Consider the following 16,698-nt stretch of genomic DNA (forward strand, 5'->3'; position numbering starts at 1 on the left):
GCGCAGCGGCAACAGCCCGCCGCAGGCGAAACGGCGGGAAACGCCGAAAGAAACACGGGGCGCCGCGCCGGGCGCAACGGCGAGCAACAAGCACGGCGCCGCAGCCAAAAACGTGGGAAGCCGGCCAAGCGCAGCGATTAGCGATCGGGCAAGTGGATCACCGGAAAGCTCCCCGTATTCGTAGGCGCGTTCTCCGGCAGCCACAGCACGGACACCGCCCCCGTCGAGCCGTCCGTGAGCTCGTCCGCGTTACGGAACGTGAGCCGCGCGCCCAGCACCCGGGCCTGCCCGGTCGCGATCGTCAGGCCCAGGCCGTGGCCGCGGCCGGCCCGGTCGCTGCTGCCGGTGCGGAACCGGCTCGGCCCCTCCCGGAGCAGCGCCTCCGGGAAGCCGGGGCCGTGGTCGCGGACCCGCAGTACCCGGCCCTCCACGATGACCTCGATCGGCGGCCGGCCGTGCCGGGCGGCGTTCGCGATGAGATTGCCCAGGATCCGCTCCAGCCGGCGCGGATCCGTGGTGACCTCGGCATCCCGTACGACCTCGACGGTGATGTCCGGGTCCAGGGCCCGCACCCGGCGGACCACGAACTCGCCGAGCGCGACGTCCTGCAGCTCGGCGCACTCGGCGTAGCCGTCGAGCCGGGCCACCTCCAGCACGTCCTCGACCAGGGTGCGCAGCGCCTGCGCCCGGTCCCGTACCAGCTCCGACGGGCGGCCGGGCGGCAGCAGTTCGGCCGCGGTGAGCAGGCCGGTGACCGGCGTGCGCAGCTCATGGGCGATATCGGCGGTCACCCGGCGCTCGGCCTCGATGCGCTCCTGAAGGGCGTCCGACATCGCGTCCACGGCCCAGGCCAGATCGTCGGTCTCGTCGTGCACTCGCCCGCCGCCGACCTCGTCCCGGATCCGCACCGCGGTGTCCCCGTCGGCCAGCTTGCCGGCCGCCGCGGCCGCCTTGCGCAGCCGCTTGGACAGCCGTCCGCCGACCAGTACGCCCAGCGCACAGCCACCGACCACGACCGCGGTCGAGCCGATGAGCAGCGCCTGGTCCAGGTCGTCCAGAACGGCGAAGCGGTCCGGGAAACGGTCGTGCATGGACAGCACCCGGCCGTCGCCCAGCGGTGAGGCGGCCCAGACCTCGGGAGCGGTCTCCCCCGTGTCCTGGAGGTAGGTGGCCCGCTCGCCCTGGGCGATCCCCGCGCGCAGCTCCCGCGGCAGCGCCGGATCGTCGATCTTCGCACCGAACTGCAGCCGGTTGGTGGACTCGAAGATCTTCTGCGTGAAGTTGAGCCGCTCGATCTGCACGTCCCGGCTGTTGTCGAGCATCGAATGCCGGGCGGCGTTGTGCACGACAATGCTCAGCGCGACCGCGACCAGCGCTCCGACGAGCGCGATCGCGGCGCTGAGCTTCCATCTCAGCCCCGTCCGCAGGGCCAGCCTGACCACCGGAGGTGTCAGCCTCTCAGCTTGTATCCAAAGCCCCGGACCGTTTCGATCCGGTCCTGGCCGATCTTGCCGCGCAGCCGCTGGACATGGACGTCCACGACCCGGGTGTCACCGCCCCAGCCGTAATCCCAGACCCGCTCCAGCAGCTGGTCCCGCGACAGGACCGTACCCGGGGCGTTGGAGAACTCCAGCAGCAGCCGCATCTCGGTGGGCGTCAGCGCGACGGGCTGGCCGCCCTTGCGCACCTCCATGCCTTCCGTGTCGACCTCGAGATCACCGAAGCGCAGCACCGACTCGACGGAGGCGTCCGCCTCGTCCGCCGCCGGCCTGCCGCCGTCCGGGCCGCTGGCGTGGCCGAAGCGGCGCAGCACGGCCCGGATCCGGGCGACCAGCACCGCACCGTCGAACGGCTTGGTGACGTAGTCGTCCGCGCCCGCCTCCAGGCCCAGCACCACATCGATCGAGTCGGCACGCGCCGACAGCATGATCACCGGCACGGTCGACTCGTCACGGATCCGCCGGCACAGGCTGACGCCGTCCAGCCCCGGCACCATCACGTCCAGCAGTGCGATGTCCGGGCGGTTGGCGCGGAACGCCTCCAGGCCCGCGAGCCCGTCCGGCATCGCGGTGACCACGAACCCGTCCCGCTCCAGGGCGAGCTGGGTGGCCTCACGGATGACGTCGTCGTCCTCGACGAAGAGGACATGGGTCTCGGCCATGTGGTTCTCTCAGCCCTCCGATACCGCACCGTCGCCGTCCGGCGTGCCGCCGGCGACGGTGGTCTTGCTGTAGTCGGTGTGATACTGCTCGTGCTCGGCGAAGTGGTCCTTGGCCCAGCGGTACAAAATCACGTTCTCGCCGGACGGGCAGCACACTTTGTCACTCGGCGCGTAGGTCTGCGTGGAGATCTCCAGCTCACCCTTGCTGATCCCCGCGTGGACCGACGGCTGCTCATTCGCGTACACGTTGTCATACCCGTCCCTCGCGGCGCTGCTCCTGCGGTAGACGTAAGAGCCGATGCCCACGGAATCCGCGCAGGTCATGACGTTGACGATGACGTCGGGAGCCTCGTTGCCGGTCAGTGACGCATAGGTCACATCGACCGCGTACTCATCGGCCGCACAGGGCTTGTACAGGGACTTCTTCACATCCGCGCCGACCTTGGGGTCGTCCCTCATCAGCTGGACGACGTCGGCCTTGGTGGCGCCGGAGGCGGCGGTGGGAGCGGGGGAGGGGGTGGCGGCGGGGCCGGGCGCGGCGCTCGCGCCCGCCGTGCCCTTCGACGCGGTCGTGCTGCTCGCCGAACCCTCGGGGCGGACACCCTCGGCCCCCGAATGGCATCCGGCCAGCAAAAGGCCGACGGCGGCCACACCCGCCGTGGCCGCGCCGCCTCTGGTCAACCCGATCCTGGTCAATCCGGTCCTGGGCAACCTGTTCCTGGACAATCCGTATCCGCTCACCGTGCTGCTCGCACAGCTGCCGCTCCTGCTGCTGTTCCTGATGTGATTGTCGCGCGCCGAACTGTGAACCGTACGGTATCCGTGGGCGCGACCGCCGCCATGACCGTTCTCACACGGGACGCCGCCGCTGCCGCTGATACGGCTGCTGCTGCCGCCGCCGATGCCACCGCTGCGTCACTGCTGATATCGCTGCTGCCGCCGCTGTGGTGCCGTACGTGTCCGCTGCCGTGATGGCATGCCGTGCCATGCCACGCGTTGTCACGGTATGTCGGGTGCCGCGCCGTGGGTCAGGCCGCGCACCGCTCCCTTACCTGCGCACCGCGCTCCAGCACCCGCGCGTCGATGTCGCGCGACTCCAGCTCCTGGCGCAGCCGGGCCAGCGCACGGTGCAGCGTGCTCTTGACCGTACCGGTGGACATGCCGAGCGCGGCAGCGGTCTCCTCGGTGCTCATCTGCTCCCAGTGCCGCAGCACGACAACGCTGCGCTGCTTCGGCGCCAGTACCCCGAGTATGTCCATCAGCAGGGCGCGGTCGGCGCGCTGCTCGGTGCCGTCGTCCACGCTCGCGTCCGGGAGCTGCTCGGTGGGCACCTCCTCCAGCTTGCGCGCCCGCCACCACTCCGTCCGGGTGTTGATCATGACGCGGCGGAGGTACGCGTCCGCCAGCGACTTGTCCGCTATGCCGTCCCAGCGGCCGTAGGTGCGGACCAGGGCCGTCTGGAGCAGGTCCTGGGCGTCAACCGGATCGGGGACCAGGCGCCGGGCGCTGCGCAGCAGGGCCTCCTGCCGCGTACGCACGTACTCTTCGAAGTCCAGTACCTTGCCGCCGCTGGTCGCCATGTTGACGCCTCCGATCCGCTTGCGATTCCCCACGTTGTCCGTGCCGGCGGTCGTCTCCAGCACGGGGAAGACGCTACGGAGGGGGTGTTGCGGCGTAGTGTGCGTCGGCCCCACAGCGAGTGCACGGAAAACCCTCGGTTGTGTAACAGCCCGCTGGGGGTCATACCTCGGGCGGACGGCGGGCCCGCGCGCGTCATCCTCCGGAGGGACGTGCGGCCGGCCACAAGGTCTACGCGCGTCCCGAGGGACGATCGGACGGCATCACGCCATACGGAGACGCTCTCGGCCACGCCCATGCCCGGTGGCTGACGGCTGCTCAGGGAATCGGAGGGCTGGGGAACCGGGCACGGTCACGGCACGGCGACGGCATGGCGACACAGCGGCAGCTGCCCTCACATCCTCCTCCATGTGACAGTCGCGTGACGGCAGCAGCACGGGTACAGCTACAGCGGCGCCACGACCGCAGCAGGACGGCGGGCGACAGGACGGCAGGCGCGGCAGGACGGCAGGCGGCAGCGACGTGCCGCGCAAGGCAGCTGGTAACGGCGGCTGATCCCGTCCCTTGGTGCCCGTACGGGCGGGGGCGGCGGCCTAGGACAGCGGCAGCCGGTACCGGCCCCCGCCCACCGGCTCCACCAAACCGTCCGAGACCAGCCCGTCCAGTGCCCGGGCCCGCTGCACCGGCTCGTCCCAGACCGCGTCCAACACCACCTGCGGTACCGGCGTCACCGACTCCCGCAGGACGGCGAGCAGCTTGCCGCGCACCTGGCGGTCGGTCCCCGCGTATGACTGGGTGCGGCGCGCCGGACCGTCGTGCGCCGGGGATCCGGCCAGCCGCCAGGCGCACTGCGCGGCGATCGGACAGCGGTGGCACTCCGGGGCGCGCGCCGTGCACACCAGCGCACCCAGCTCCATGGTCGCCGCCGCCCAGCGCGCCGCGACGCGCTCGTCGCCGGGCAGCAGCTGACGGGCGAGCTTGCGCTCCGCGGCGGTGGTGGCGTTCGGCGGGTACTCCCGGCCGGCCACCGCGCGGGCGAACACCCGGCGCACATTGGTGTCCAGCACCGCGTGCCGCTGCCCGTACGCGAACGACGCCACCGCGGCGGCGGTGTACTCGCCGACACCGGGCAGCGCCAGCAACTGGCCGTGCTCGCGCGGTACGTCACCGCCGTGCCGCTCTTGTATGGCGGACGCGGCGGCGTGCAGGCGCAGCGCGCGCCGCGGATAGCCGAGGCGGCCCCAGGCCCGTACCGCCTCGCCCGGCGCCTCGGCGGCCAGGTCGGCGGGGCGCGGCCAGCGGGCCAGCCACTGCTCGTACACCGGCAGCACTCTGCTGACCGGGGTCTGCTGCAGCATGAACTCGCTCACCATCACGCCCCAGGCGCCCGCTTCGGGGCGGCGCCAGGGCAGATCGCGGGCGTGCTCGTCGAACCAGTCGGTGACCGGGCCGTGCAGCTCGGTCCCGTCTGCGGCCCCCGCGGCCGGAACGGCGGCGGAGGCGGTCTCGGCGGCGGCGGTCGGGGCAGGAGAGGTGACAGGCGTCGAAGTCATGGCAACGCCGATCCTGGCACGTTCCCGCGCGCCCCGGAAACGCACCGGGCCCGCCCCGCCGCGCGCCCACCCGCACGCAGGACGACCGCATACGCACGGGTGGCCGCTACCGGCGGTACGTAGCGGAGGGAACCCTTCACTCTCCGTAATCGTTGCCGAGATATGGGAGGCGGCGCGCGAGGATGCAGGCATGAGATGCAGGCATGACGAGCATGAGGTGCAGGCATGACGAGGATGCAGGCATGGCGAAGCCACTGAAGGTTCCGGATTCGGTCCGGCGGGCGCTGGCCGCGCACACGACGATGACGCTGGCCTACGTGGACGCGGACGGGCCCCAGGCCTGCGCGGTCCTCTACGCCACGGGCGCCATGGGCGTCGCGGAGGGCACGGAGGGTGCGGATGTCACTGAGGGCGCAGGCGGGGGTGGGGGTGGGGAGCACGGTGCTGGCGGTGTCACGACCGGCCCTGGCGGTGTGGCTCCAGGGCCGCAATGCGCCCCCAGGCTGTACTTCGTCACCGCGGTCACGACCCGGCATGGGCGGGCCCTGGCCGGGCCGGGCGGCGCCGGCGGGCCCGGTGGCGCCAGGGTCGCGTTTACGGCGCAGCGGGACGGCCAGGAGTGGAGCGGGCTGACGGGGCTTCAGGGGCGGGGCCGCTGCCGCGTACTGACCGGTGCCGAGCGGGCGGTCGGCTGGCGGGTCTACACGGAGCGCTTCCCCTTCGTCGAGGCGAGTGACCAGCTGCGTACCGCCCTGGAGCGCACCACCCTGTGGGAGCTGCGCCCCGACTGGCTGCGGCTGATCGACAACGGGAAAGGTTTCGGCCACAAAGAGGAGTGGCAGCGGACGGCGGACTGACGGCGGGATGGGCGGAGGGAAGCGCTCCGTACGGACAGTGGAGCGCCCGTTACAGCGGACGGTGGCTGGTAGCTGCCTCGCCGGCCCGGCCGGCTGGCGGCGGGCGGTGGGTTGCGGGTCGATCAGCCGCAGCCAGTCGCAGTGGGCTGGCGGGAAACGGCTGGCCCTGGGTGTTATGCCTTGTGTTTACGCTTTGGCGGCGTTTGTGCCTTGAGGCGGCGTTCATGCCTTGAGGCGGCGTTCATGCCTTGACGAGTGCGCGCCAGCGGCCGGCGCGCATGCGGTCCACCAGGTTGGTGACCGGGCGGCTGAGCAGGGCTGCGGTGAGGGCTGCCACGACGGCGCCCAGGGCGAGGCCGACGGCTACGTCGTGCGGGTAGTGGACGCCCACGAACACGCGGGAGAAGCCGGTCAGCAGGGCGACCGGCAGGGCGAGCCAGCAGGCGGTCCGCCAGGCGACGGCGATGCCTACGGCCAGGGCCGCCGCGATCGTCGAGTGGTTGCTGGGGAAGGACCAGTCTCCCTCGGGCGGGCACGGCACGATCGAGGCGGCTGCCCCGGCGACCGCGCGACACGGCCGTTCCTCGTCGACCAGGCTCTTGACGATCTCGCTCAGCACGTATGCGACGGCGGTGGCCACCGGCACCAGGACCGCGAGTGCGACCGAGCGAGCCGTACCGCTACGGGCCCGCCACCACCCCACGACCGCCACGGCCATGAGGAGCAGGATCCCGGCCTCGGTGCCGATGTCGGCCAGGGTGCGGAGCCAGTTGGGTGCGTCGTGTGCGAGGTCGGTGACGTCGCGGTAGAGGCTGGTGCTGTTCATGACCGATAAGCGTACTTTTCCGGGGCGACCGGGGGTGACCGGTGAACGTCGCAAGGCGCGTCCGATGAATGTGGAGGGTATGGGTGGTGAATTCGAGGGTGAGGGGCCGTGAGGGGCTGTCCGGGTCCGTTCGGGAGCGCGTGGCCCGTTCTGGGCATGTCTGTTCCGGGTGTGTCTGTTCGGGTGTGCCCGGGGGGCGGTGCGGGGTGTTGGCTAACGGGGTATCAGGCTTTTGGGGCGGGAAGGCGGTCGGGATGAGGCGCGATGAGGGGCGCCGGGCGGATCATGTGAAAAGTTGCAGCCTGATGCGGCGGGTAGTGGCCGGTGTGACTGCGGATCTCTCGTAGAGTTTCCGCGTGGGATCACTGCGCAATCCGATCGGGCCGCTTCCCTCCTCCATCTACTGGCGGCGGAGGGCCGTTGCGCTGGCCATCGTCGTCCTTCTCGTGCTCCTGATCGTCTGGGTCCTCAGTTTGGGCGGCGACAGTGCCGGCGGTGGCGACGAGGGCAAGGGGGGCGCGCGCGGCAAGGAGCCCGCGACGTCCATCACGCCGGGGCCGTCCTCCAGCGGTCCGGCGATCAGTCAAAGGCCGGGCGGGCGCGATGAGTCGAGCGGTGGGGATGCCGGCTCGGGTGGATCCGGTTCCGGTGGTGGCGCCGGGGCCTCGGGCGGCGGCAGCGGCGGCTCCGGCGGTGGATCCGGCTCCGGTGGCGCCGGTTCGGGCGGTTCCGGGGGCGGCGCCCTCGGGCAGGGCTCCGGAAGCGTGGTGCCGGCCGACTCGAATCTTCCCAACTGCACCTACCCGAAGGTGGAGTTGGAGCTGGAGAGCGTCAAGAGTTCCTACGCGCCCGACGGGAAGCCGAAGTTCGAGCTGACGGTCAAGAACGCCGATGGTGCGGCGTGCAAGGTGGACCTCGGGCAGAAGGCGGCCGTGCTGACGATCACCGACACGGCGGGTGACGACCGGGTGTGGGCCTCGAACGACTGCCCCCCGCGGACCGCCCCCGCGCTGCTGGAGGTGCCGGCGAAGGGTTCCGTGAAGCGCACGATCGAGTGGGACCGCCGGGCCAGCAGTCCGCAGTGTGTGACGCCGAGTTCGGCCATGGTGCCGAACGGCAAGTATGTGATCGAGGCCAAGGTGCCGGGGCTGAAGGCGGTCCGTACGTCGTTCGTGCTGGACGAAGGCTGAGGCGAGGGTCGAGGCGACAGCTGAGGCGACGGCTGGGGCGGCAGCCGGGGTGGCGGCTGGGGCGGCAGCCGGGGTGGCGGCTGAGGCCGTTCGTTTCGCTTGCAGTGATTCCGCTGAGAGCGTGCGGTACTGGTTCCGGCGCTCGCGGGTCCGGCACAGTCGCCGTCATGAGACTTCTGATGCTGGGCGGAACGGAGTTCGTGGGGCGCGCGATCAGTGCGGCGGCGGTGGCGCGCGGGTGGCAGGTGACGGTGTTCCACCGGGGAAACCACACGCCGCCGGACGGTGTGACGGCGCTGCACGGTGACCGGGGAGCCGCGGCGGGGCTCGAGGCGCTGGCCGCGGAGCGCGCCGGTGAGTGGGACGCCGTTGTCGATACGTGGAGCGGTGCGCCGTCGGCCGTACGGGACACGGCACGCCTGCTGGCCGGCCGGGCCGGGACCTACGCGTATGTCTCCAGCCGGTCGGTATACGCGTACCCGGCCGCGTACGGGCTGGACGAGCACGGCCCGGTGGTGGCGGGATCCGCCGACGACACCGGCTCCGAGGACTACGCGACGGCGAAGCGCGGCGGTGAGCTGGCCGCGGTCGACGCCTTCGGGGACCGGGCGCTGCTGATCCGCGCGGGGCTGATCCTCGGGCCGTACGAGAACATCGGGCGGCTGCCGTGGTGGCTGGGCCGGATCGCGCGCGGGGGCCCGGTTCTGGCGCCCGGGCCGCGGGAGATGGCGCTTCAGTACGTCGATGTCCGGGATCTGGCGGAGTGGACGCTGGACGCGCTGGAGGCCGGGCGCGGCGGGGCGTTCAACCTCGTGAGCGAGATCGGGCACGCCACCATGGGCGAGCTGTTGGAGAGCTGTGTGCGGGTCACCGGCTCGGACGCGGAGCTGCGCTGGACCGCGCCGGCGGAGGTGCTCGCCGCCGGTATCGAGCCGTGGACGGAACTGCCGGTGTGGCTGGCGCCGGGGGAGCTGCGGGATGCGATCTACGGGGCGGATGTGGCCAAGGCGCTGGCGACGGGGCTGCGTTGTCGTCCCGTCGGCGAGACGGTGGCCGATACCTGGTCCTGGCTCCGGTCCATCGGCGGGACGGCGCCGCAGCGTCCGGACCGGCCGGTGGTGGGGTTGCCGGAGGAGAAGGAGGCGGCGGTTCTGGGGTAGGGGTGGGTGGGGGCGGGAGAGGGAGTGGGGGCTGTGGGGCGGAGGGGGAGCGTGTCCCGTAGGGGGAGGTCGAACGGATCCCCTAGGGGGTGCAAGGCCCCCCGGTGGGCCACAACGTGGGGGCGACGGAAAGTGTTCCCGGCACTCCCGGCGGCGCGCTCCTGGCACTCCTGGCACTGCACTCCCGGCGCCTCCCGGTGCTCCTGGTGCAGGCCAGGACAGGAGCAGGCCCTAGACGTACCGTTCCAGGATGGACGACTCGGCGAGTCGTGAAAGGCCCTCGCGGACCGAGCGGGCGCGGGCCTCGCCGACGCCGTCGACCGTCTGGAGGTCGTCGACGCTGGCGGCGAGCAGTTTCTGAAGGCCGCCGAAGTGGTCGACGAGGCGGTCGATGACGGTGCCGGGGAGGCGGGGGACCTTGGCCAGCAGGCGGAAGCCGCGGGGGGAGATCGCCGAGTCGAGGGTTTCGGGGGCGCCGCTGTAGCCCAAGGCGCGGGCGACGATGGGGAGTTCGAGCAGCTCGGTGTGGGTGAGGGAGTCCAGCTCGGCGAGTGCTTCGGCGACCGTACGGGAGCGCTTGGCGGTGGGCTCGGGAACGTAGTCGCGGACGACCAGTTCGCGTTCCGGCTCCACGCCGGCGATCAGCTCTTCGAGCTGGAGGGCGAGGAGCCGGCCGTCCGTGCCGAGCTCGACGACGTACTCGGCGATCTCGGTGGCGATGCGGCGGACCATCTCCAGGCGCTGGGCGACCGCGGTGACGTCGCGGACGGTGACCAGGTCTTCGATCTCCAGGGCGGAGAGAGTGCCGGCCACCTCGTCGAGGCGGAGCTTGTAGCGCTCCAGGGTCGCCAGGGCCTGGTTGGCGCGGGAGAGGATCGCGGCGGACTCCTCCAGGACGCGGCGTTCACCGTCGACGTAGAGGGCGATCAGCCGCATGGACTGACTCACCGAGACGACCGGGAAGCCGGCCTGGATGGAGACGCGCTGGGCGGTGCGGTGGCGGGTGCCGGTCTCCTCGGTGGGGATGGAGGCGTCCGGGACCAGCTGGACGCCGGCGCGGAGGATCTTGGTGATGTCCTTGTCGAGGACGAGGGCGCCGTCGAGTTTGCAGAGCTCGCGAAGGCGGGTGGCGGTGAATTCGACGTCGAGGACGAAGCCGCCGGTGCACATGGACTCGACGGTCTTGTCGAAGCCCAGCACGATCAGGCCGCCCGTATTGCCGCGGAGGATGCGCTCCAGACCGTCGCGCAGAGCGGTACCGGGAGCGACGGCGCTGAGCGAGGCGCGCATCAGGCTCTCGGTGCCGGAGGTGCCGCCGGACCTGCCGGGAGTCGATGCCCGGTCGTTGACTGCCACTGCACTCCTCCGTCGCAAGGTCGCTCGGTCCGCAGGCCGCCCGCCCATGCTGCGGTTGACGTACCAGCGGAGCGTACGTGGCCGACAGGCAATTCTGCGGTGACGGGCGGGACCAGGGAAAAGTCTACCGGCGTACGCCCTCATCCTGTGGGGCCTCGCGCCCAGCCGTCCGTCCGCCCGTCTGTCCCCCTGTCGCGCCCGTCCGCCCGTCTGTCTGTATCCCCATCCCCCTGTCGCCGCCTGCCGTGCCCGTCCCCCTGCCGCCGGTCCGTCTGCCGTCCGCCCGCCTGCGTTCCTACGGGCCTGGCCTGGCCTCCCTACCGAGCCCGCGGCCCTCGCGCGGGGCGTCCCGGTCTTCCCGTGGGGCCTCCCGGCGTACGCGCTTGGGCAGGACGCTCAGCGCCTGCCCGACGTCGGCGACCTCCAGGACCCGCATTCCGTCGGGGATCTTGCCCGGGTCGGAGGAGACCAGAGCGTGGGTGAAGCCGAGCCGGGCGGCCTCGGACAGCCGGCGCTGGACTCCGGTGACCCGTCTGACCTCGCCGGCCAGCCCCACCTCACCGATGGCGACCAGGTTCTTGGGGAGCGGGGTGTCGCTGGCCGCGCTGGCCAGGGCGAGGGCCACGGCGAGGTCGGCGGCGGGCTCGGTGAGCTTCACCCCGCCGACGGTGGCGCTGTAGATGTCGCGCTTGCCGAGGGCGTTGATCCGGCCGCGCTGCTCCAGGACGGCGAGCATCATCGACACCCGGGAGGTCTCCAGGCCGGAGGTGGTGCGCCGGGGGGAGGGGATCTGGGAGTCGACGGTCAGCGCCTGGACCTCGGCGACCAGGGGGCGGCGGCCCTCCAGCGTCACCGTGAGGCAGGTGCCGGGCACCGGTTCGGCGCGGCGGGTGAGGAACAGGCCGGAGGGATCGGCGAGGCCGGTGATCCCCTCGTCGTGCAGTTCGAAGCAGCCGACCTCGTCGGTGGTGCCGTAGCGGTTCTTGACGCCGCGGACCAGGCGCAGGCGGGCGTGCCGGTCACCCTCGAAGTGGAGGACGACGTCGACGAGGTGCTCCAGGAGGCGGGGGCCGGCGATGGCGCCGTCCTTGGTGACATGGCCCACCAGGAGGGTGGACATACCGCGTTCCTTGGAGGCCCGGATCAGGGCGCCGGCGACCTCGCGGACCTGGGCCATCCCGCCGGGGGCGCCGTCGATCTCGGGGGAGGCGACGGTCTGGACCGAGTCGAGGATGAGGAGGGAGGGCTTGACGGTATCGAGGTGGCCGAGGACGGCGGAGAGGTCGGTCTCGGCGGCGAGGTAGAGGTGGTCGTTGATGGCGCCGATGCGGTCGGCGCGCAGCCGCACCTGGCTCGCGGACTCCTCGCCGGTCACGTAGAGCGTGCGGTGGTCGTCGGAGGCGGCCTTGGCGGCGGCGTCCAGGAGGAGCGTGGACTTGCCGACGCCGGGCTCGCCGGCCAGCAGCACCACGGCGCCGGGGACCAGGCCGCCGCCGAGCACGCGGTCCAGCTCGGCCACGCCCGTGGAGCGGGCGGCGGCCTGCCGGCCGTCGACCTGGCCGATGGGCAGGGCGGCGGCGGTGACCCGGCCGGGCGCGGTCGTCCGCACGGCGGGGGCGCCGCCGAACTCCTCGACCGTGCCCCACGCCTGGCACTCGGGGCAGCGGCCGAGCCACTTGGCCGTGGTCCAGCCGCATTCGGTGCAGCGGTAGGAGGGGCGCTCCTTGCCCGACGATTTACGCGTTGCCATGGGAGCCACCGTAGCGGTGGGGTCTGACAGCGCCCCCTCGCGGAGCTCTCTCGCGGAGTCCCACACGGAGTCCCCCTCGGAGGTGTTCCAGCGGCGTCTGCTTGCGTCGAGTGAGTGGCGTACGCCGCATGCCGCTCAAGGATGGACAGGGTCGTGTCCCCTTTTGAGGGAGAAGGTCACCCGTATGGGTTAAAACAGACCGGGGAGTGCAGGCGCGGCTGCATCATCCCCCTACCGTCGCCGGGGTGATGAGCAGCAGGCCCGAGCACCCCACGCACTCCACCGGCGCACACCGGTCGCGCGGCGACGACCGGCGCCGGCCGCGATCCGCCGAGCCGCACGACCCGCCCGCCCCCGACGGGCGCGAGGACGACGGCGACGACGGCTACGAGCCCTACCTGGACGGGCTGTTCACCTACTGTCTGTCCGTTCTGTGCGATCACGACGCGGCGACCGCGGTGCTGGGCGAGGTGCTCGCGCTCGCCGAGCGGCACCGTGCCCGGCGCCCCGCCGATCCGGCGCTGCACCGCTCCTGGCTCTACGCCCTGGCCCGTTGGGCCTGTCTGCGCCGGCTGGCCGAACGGGCGGCACCGGACACCAAGCGGACGGTCACCGAGTGGACGGACGCCAAGCGGACGGACACCGAGCGGGCAGATACGGAGTGGGCGGACGCCGAGCAGGCGGGCGCGAAGGGGGCGGCCGACGCCGGTCGGCGGCAGCGCGAACTGGCCGTCCTGGCCTGGCCGGAGGCCGCCGGTACGACGCCGCAGCAGCGCGAGGCGCTGGAGCTCTCGGTACGTCATCTCCTCTCCGCCGACGAGGTCGCCGCGGTGCTCGGCGCCGACCCGATCGCCACCCGCGCCCTGCTGGCCACCGCGTCCTGCGAGGTGGAACGGACCCGGGCGGCGCTGGCCGTCGTCGAGTCCGGCCGGTGCCGCGAGGTCGCACGGCTGGCGGGCGACAGCCGGATGCTGCTGGGCGCGGCGCTCAGCCGGGAGCTGGTACGCCACGTCGACGACTGCGCCGTGTGCCGGCGGACCGCCGAGCGGGCCACCGTACCGGGGACCTGGCCGGGCACCGCGCCGGTGGCCCCGGGCGCGTTGCCGCTGGTCAGCGCGGACCGGGAGGCGGTACTCGGCGCGCTGGCGGCGGCCCGGCGCTCCCGGTCGGGCCGTGCCGAGGGGGTGGCCGGTGCCGGACGCGGCGGTGGCCGGATGCGTGGGCCAAACGGTTCTCCGCGCTACGACCGCAACGGCTTCCCCGTAGGCGCCCCCACGGACCGGGCCGCCCGCCGGCGCAGGCTGCGCGCCCGGGCCCTGACCACGACGGTGGTCGCCACGGTCGTCGCGGCGCCGGTGCTCGCCCTCTGGGCGGCCTACCGGGGGGCACCCGCCACGACGGAGGTGGCGGACGGCTCGCCCTCGGTGACGGCCCACGACACGGAGGCGGAACCGCGGCTCGGCGGCCGCCCGTACGAGAACGCCGGCAACGCCCGGACGACGCCCGAGCCCGGGTTCACGACGGGGGACGGGGCGCCCGATGTGTCGGTCGAGGTGATCGGGGAGGACGGCACTCCGCTGCGGGCCGGGACGGCGGGCCGGCGGGCGAAGAAGGGCCCGGGGCGGCTGACGGTGGCCGCCCAGCCGAGCGGCGGGACCACGGTCGTCACGCTCAGCGCCTCGGGCGGTGAGCCGGTGAGCTGGCGGGCGTCGGCGGTCGCGCCCTGGCTGCAGATGAGCCATACCGCGGGCTCGCTGCGGCCGGGGGAGTCCACGACGATCACGGTCTACGTCGACCATGACCGGGAGCCCGCGGGCGACTGGCGGGCCAGGATCGCCATCGAGCCCGGCAACACCGCGGTCACGCTGGAGGGCCACGGCCCGGCGGACCAGAGCCCCGACCGCCAGGACCCGGAGCCCACGGACCCGACACCGGCCCCCTCGCGTCCGGCGCCGAAGCCGAAGCCGACGGCCACGTCCCCCTCGGCCAGTCCGACGCCCACACCGACGCCGACGCCCACGCCGGCCCCGACCCGTTCGGCGCCCGGCCCGACCGCGACCCCGACCGGCCCGGCGGCTCCGACCGGCCCCGGCGCCTCGACCACGAGCCCGTGGAACACGGCGCACCCGGCCGACTGACCACGGTCGGCCGGCTGAGCCCGGCCGGCTGCTTCTTCTACTTCTACTTCTTCGGCTTCGTCGGTTCGTCCTGCTTCTTCGGCTTCTCGGCCTTCTCGGCCTTCTCGGCTTTCCCGGCTTTCCCGGCCTTCCGGAGTGGCAGCAGCGGCAGCGGATCCGCCGGATGCGGGGCCATCGGCAGCGTCGACGCCAGCCGCTCCTCGCACAGCTCGGCGAGCTTGGTGTAGCCCTTCTCGCCCATCAGCTCGGTCAGCTCCGGCCGGTACGTGACGTACACCGGCTCGCCCGCGCCGTGCGCCGACGTCGCGGACGTGCACCACCAGTGCAGGTCATGCCCGCCCGGGCCCCAGCCGCGCCGGTCGTACTCGCCGATCGTCACCTCGAGCACCTGGGTGTCGTCCGGCCGGTCGATCCACTCGTACGTCCGGCGGACCGGCAGCTGCCAGCAGACGTCCGGCTTGGTCTCCAGCGGCTCGCGGCCCTCGCGCAGCGCGAGGATGTGCAGGGAGCAGCCGGCGCCGGCCGGGAAGCCGGGCCGGTTCTGGAAGATGCACGAGCCCTGCCAGCGGCGGGTCTGCCGCTCGCCGTCCTCGTCCACCTCGGTCCAGCCGGTCTCGGTCCCGACGTCGTGGAACTGCCACAGGTCGGGCGTGAGGCGTGCCACGTGCTGGGCGACCCGCTCCTCGTCCTCCTCGTCGGAGAAGTGCGCGCCGAGCGTGCAGCAGCCGTCGTCCGCCCGGCCGGCCTGGATGCCCTGGCAGCCGCTGCCGAAGATGCAGGTCCAGCGGGAGGTCAGCCAGGTCAGGTCGCAGCGGAAGCGCTGCTCGTCGTCGGCCGGGTCGGGGAAGGTGACCCAGGCGCGGGCGAAGTCGAGTCCGACCTCGTCGGCCTGGGGCTGGTTCCCCTCAGCCGCCTGGGTGCGCTGCTTTTCTGCCTTCTTCAGCGCTTTCTCGGCTTTCTCGTGCTTCGCCTTTTTCGTCTTTGCCACGGGTCCAGCGTACGGGGAGCCGCGTGCAGCCCACGGCGCCGCCGGGCGGCCCGCGCCACCCGCGCCATCCGCGCCACCCGTCCCCCCCCCGCACCACCCGCGCCACCCGTGCCGAGAGGAGGGCGCCGGCCGCGCAGTAGGTTTCCCCCTATGAGACTCGGTGTCCTCGACGTGGGTTCGAATACGGTCCATCTGCTGGTGGTGGACGCGCACCCGGGCGCGCGCCCGCTGCCCGCCTACTCGCACAAGGCGGAGCTGCGCCTCGCCGAACTCCTCGACGAGGACGGCGCCATAAGCGACGCGGGGGTGGAGCGGCTGGTGGCCACCGTCCTGGAAGCGCTCCAGGTGGCCGAGGACAAGGGCGTCGAGAGCGTGCTGCCGTTCGCCACCTCCGCGGTCCGGGAGGCGACCAACGGGGAGGACGTCCTGCGGCGGGTCGCCCTGGAGACCGGTGTGGAGCTGCAGGTGCTCTCCGGGGAGGACGAGGCGCGGCTCACCTTCCTGGCTGCCCGCCGCTGGCTGGGCTGGTCCGCGGGCCGGCTGCTCGTCCTGGACATCGGCGGCGGCTCGCTGGAGGTGGCGTACGGACTGGACGAGGACCCGGACGTGGCGGTCTCGCTGCCGCTGGGCGCCGGCCGGCTGACCACGCACGGTCTGCCCGGCGATCCGCCGGACGCCGAGGACGTCCGCGCGGTGCGGCGCCAGGTCCGGGCCGAGATCGCCAAGGTGGTCAGCGAGTTCCGCCGCTACGGCACCCCCGACCAGATCGTCGGCACGTCCAAGACCTTCAAGCAGCTGGCCCGGATCGCGGGTGCGGCGCGCTCCGCCGAGGGCCTCTACGTCCAGCGCGAGCTGCCCCGCAAGAAGCTGGAGGAGTGGGTGCCGCGGCTGGCCGGGATGTCGGTGGAGGAGCGGGCGGGGCTGCCCGGGGTGTCCGAGGGGCGCGCGCCGCAGCTGCTGGCCGGGGCGCTGGTGGCCGAGGCGGCGATGGACCTGTTCGGGGTCGAGATGCTGGAGATCTGCCCGTGGGCGCTGCGCGAGGGGGTCATCCTGCGACGGCTGGACCATCTGCCGACGCCGACGGCTCGGTGACTGCCGGCGCCGACCGCTCAGCGACTGCCGCGCGCCGACCGCTCAGTGA

16 protein-coding genes are annotated in these 16,698 nt (G+C 72.9%); 7 read left to right on the plus strand and 9 right to left on the minus strand.

Annotated elements, in window-relative coordinates; all coding sequences use genetic code 11:
- Positions 1-137: 137 nt before the first annotated feature.
- Genes cseC through AZE13_RS20495 form a run of 3 tightly spaced genes read right to left on the minus strand, consistent with a single transcriptional unit; the run spans position 138 to position 2,842 of the window.
- A complete protein-coding gene (cseC, locus tag AZE13_RS20485) occupies positions 138-1,442 on the minus strand; it encodes a two-component system sensor histidine kinase CseC (RefSeq protein ID WP_066933764.1) in 1,305 nt (434 codons plus the stop codon).
- Between the two features lie 8 nt (positions 1,443-1,450).
- Positions 1,451-2,161 (minus strand): two-component system response regulator CseB, encoded by a 711-nt coding sequence (gene cseB, locus AZE13_RS20490; protein WP_066933772.1) that lies wholly within the window; start codon positions 2,159-2,161, stop codon positions 1,451-1,453.
- A gap of 9 nt (positions 2,162-2,170) precedes the next feature.
- Positions 2,171-2,842: a hypothetical protein gene (locus tag AZE13_RS20495; protein WP_066933773.1), complete on the minus strand. Its 672-nt coding sequence runs from the start codon at positions 2,840-2,842 to the stop codon at positions 2,171-2,173.
- Between AZE13_RS20495 and AZE13_RS38255 the strand changes: the two genes are divergently transcribed.
- Positions 2,820-2,948, plus strand: coding sequence for a hypothetical protein (locus tag AZE13_RS38255; protein ID WP_258527891.1), 129 nt, complete (start codon positions 2,820-2,822; stop codon positions 2,946-2,948). The two genes, AZE13_RS20495 and AZE13_RS38255, sit on opposite strands and share 23 nt — an antisense overlap.
- 53 nt (positions 2,949-3,001) lie before the next feature.
- A complete protein-coding gene (locus AZE13_RS38260; RefSeq protein ID WP_258527892.1) occupies positions 3,002-3,133 on the plus strand; it encodes a hypothetical protein in 132 nt (43 codons plus the stop codon).
- 56 nt (positions 3,134-3,189) lie between these two features.
- On the opposite strand, the gene AZE13_RS20500 is transcribed toward AZE13_RS38260, so the two are convergent.
- Together AZE13_RS20500 and AZE13_RS20505 are read right to left on the minus strand one after the other, a co-directional pair.
- Complete coding sequence (locus tag AZE13_RS20500; RefSeq protein WP_258527893.1) at positions 3,190-3,804, minus strand: SigE family RNA polymerase sigma factor; 615 nt, start codon at positions 3,802-3,804, stop codon at positions 3,190-3,192.
- A gap of 528 nt (positions 3,805-4,332) precedes the next feature.
- Positions 4,333-5,292, minus strand: coding sequence for an A/G-specific adenine glycosylase (locus tag AZE13_RS20505; RefSeq protein WP_066933774.1), 960 nt, complete (start codon positions 5,290-5,292; stop codon positions 4,333-4,335).
- A gap of 242 nt (positions 5,293-5,534) precedes the next feature.
- Between AZE13_RS20505 and AZE13_RS20510 the strand changes: the two genes are divergently transcribed.
- Positions 5,535-6,149: a pyridoxamine 5'-phosphate oxidase gene (locus AZE13_RS20510; protein ID WP_066934000.1), complete on the plus strand. Its 615-nt coding sequence runs from the start codon at positions 5,535-5,537 to the stop codon at positions 6,147-6,149.
- Positions 6,150-6,390: 241 nt separating this feature from the next.
- Here the strand turns inward: AZE13_RS20510 and AZE13_RS20515 are convergent, their stop codons facing one another.
- Positions 6,391-6,975: a phosphatase PAP2 family protein gene (locus tag AZE13_RS20515; RefSeq protein WP_066933776.1), complete on the minus strand. Its 585-nt coding sequence runs from the start codon at positions 6,973-6,975 to the stop codon at positions 6,391-6,393.
- Positions 6,976-7,331: 356 nt separating this feature from the next.
- Here AZE13_RS20515 and AZE13_RS20520 point away from each other — a divergent pair, with 356 nt between their 5' ends.
- A complete protein-coding gene (locus AZE13_RS20520) occupies positions 7,332-8,165 on the plus strand; it encodes a hypothetical protein (protein WP_066933778.1) in 834 nt (277 codons plus the stop codon).
- A 167-nt stretch (positions 8,166-8,332) separates the two neighbouring features.
- Positions 8,333-9,325 (plus strand): NAD-dependent epimerase/dehydratase family protein, encoded by a 993-nt coding sequence (locus AZE13_RS20525; protein WP_079124192.1) that lies wholly within the window; start codon positions 8,333-8,335, stop codon positions 9,323-9,325.
- 231 nt (positions 9,326-9,556) lie between these two features.
- Here AZE13_RS20525 and disA read toward each other — a convergent pair whose 3' ends face one another.
- Both disA and radA read right to left on the minus strand, forming a co-directional pair.
- Positions 9,557-10,681, minus strand: a complete 1,125-nt coding sequence (gene disA / locus AZE13_RS20530; RefSeq protein ID WP_066933784.1) for a DNA integrity scanning diadenylate cyclase DisA — start codon at positions 10,679-10,681, stop codon at positions 9,557-9,559.
- A 295-nt stretch (positions 10,682-10,976) separates the two neighbouring features.
- A complete protein-coding gene (gene radA, locus AZE13_RS20535) occupies positions 10,977-12,431 on the minus strand; it encodes a DNA repair protein RadA (RefSeq protein WP_066933785.1) in 1,455 nt (484 codons plus the stop codon).
- A gap of 248 nt (positions 12,432-12,679) precedes the next feature.
- Between radA and AZE13_RS20540 the strand changes: the two genes are divergently transcribed.
- Positions 12,680-14,569: an RNA polymerase sigma factor gene (locus AZE13_RS20540; protein ID WP_066934003.1), complete on the plus strand. Its 1,890-nt coding sequence runs from the start codon at positions 12,680-12,682 to the stop codon at positions 14,567-14,569.
- A 43-nt stretch (positions 14,570-14,612) separates the two neighbouring features.
- On the opposite strand, the gene AZE13_RS20545 is transcribed toward AZE13_RS20540, so the two are convergent.
- Positions 14,613-15,557: a hypothetical protein gene (locus tag AZE13_RS20545; RefSeq protein WP_258527894.1), complete on the minus strand. Its 945-nt coding sequence runs from the start codon at positions 15,555-15,557 to the stop codon at positions 14,613-14,615.
- Positions 15,558-15,707: 150 nt separating this feature from the next.
- Here AZE13_RS20545 and AZE13_RS20550 point away from each other — a divergent pair, with 150 nt between their 5' ends.
- Positions 15,708-16,649: a Ppx/GppA phosphatase family protein gene (locus AZE13_RS20550; protein ID WP_066933794.1), complete on the plus strand. Its 942-nt coding sequence runs from the start codon at positions 15,708-15,710 to the stop codon at positions 16,647-16,649.
- The last annotated feature ends 49 nt before the right edge of the window (positions 16,650-16,698 follow it).

It is taken from the genome of Streptomyces sp. NBRC 110611 (genome assembly GCF_001590865.1).
Taxonomy (GTDB): Bacteria; Actinomycetota; Actinomycetes; order Streptomycetales; family Streptomycetaceae; genus Streptomyces.

Coding starts and splice junctions, on each gene's coding strand:
- cseB (WP_066933772.1), bottom strand. CDS start 2,161: ATGGCCGAGACCCATGTCCTCTTCGTCGAGGACGACGACGTCATCCGT.
- AZE13_RS38260 (WP_258527892.1), top strand. CDS start 3,002: ATGACCGTTCTCACACGGGACGCCGCCGCTGCCGCTGATACGGCTGCT.
- AZE13_RS20505 (WP_066933774.1), bottom strand. CDS start 5,292: ATGACTTCGACGCCTGTCACCTCTCCTGCCCCGACCGCCGCCGCCGAG.
- AZE13_RS20510 (WP_066934000.1), top strand. CDS start 5,535: ATGGCGAAGCCACTGAAGGTTCCGGATTCGGTCCGGCGGGCGCTGGCC.
- AZE13_RS20515 (WP_066933776.1), bottom strand. CDS start 6,975: ATGAACAGCACCAGCCTCTACCGCGACGTCACCGACCTCGCACACGAC.
- AZE13_RS20525 (WP_079124192.1), top strand. CDS start 8,333: ATGAGACTTCTGATGCTGGGCGGAACGGAGTTCGTGGGGCGCGCGATC.
- radA (WP_066933785.1), bottom strand. CDS start 12,431: ATGGCAACGCGTAAATCGTCGGGCAAGGAGCGCCCCTCCTACCGCTGC.
- AZE13_RS20540 (WP_066934003.1), top strand. CDS start 12,680: ATGAGCAGCAGGCCCGAGCACCCCACGCACTCCACCGGCGCACACCGG.
- AZE13_RS20550 (WP_066933794.1), top strand. CDS start 15,708: ATGAGACTCGGTGTCCTCGACGTGGGTTCGAATACGGTCCATCTGCTG.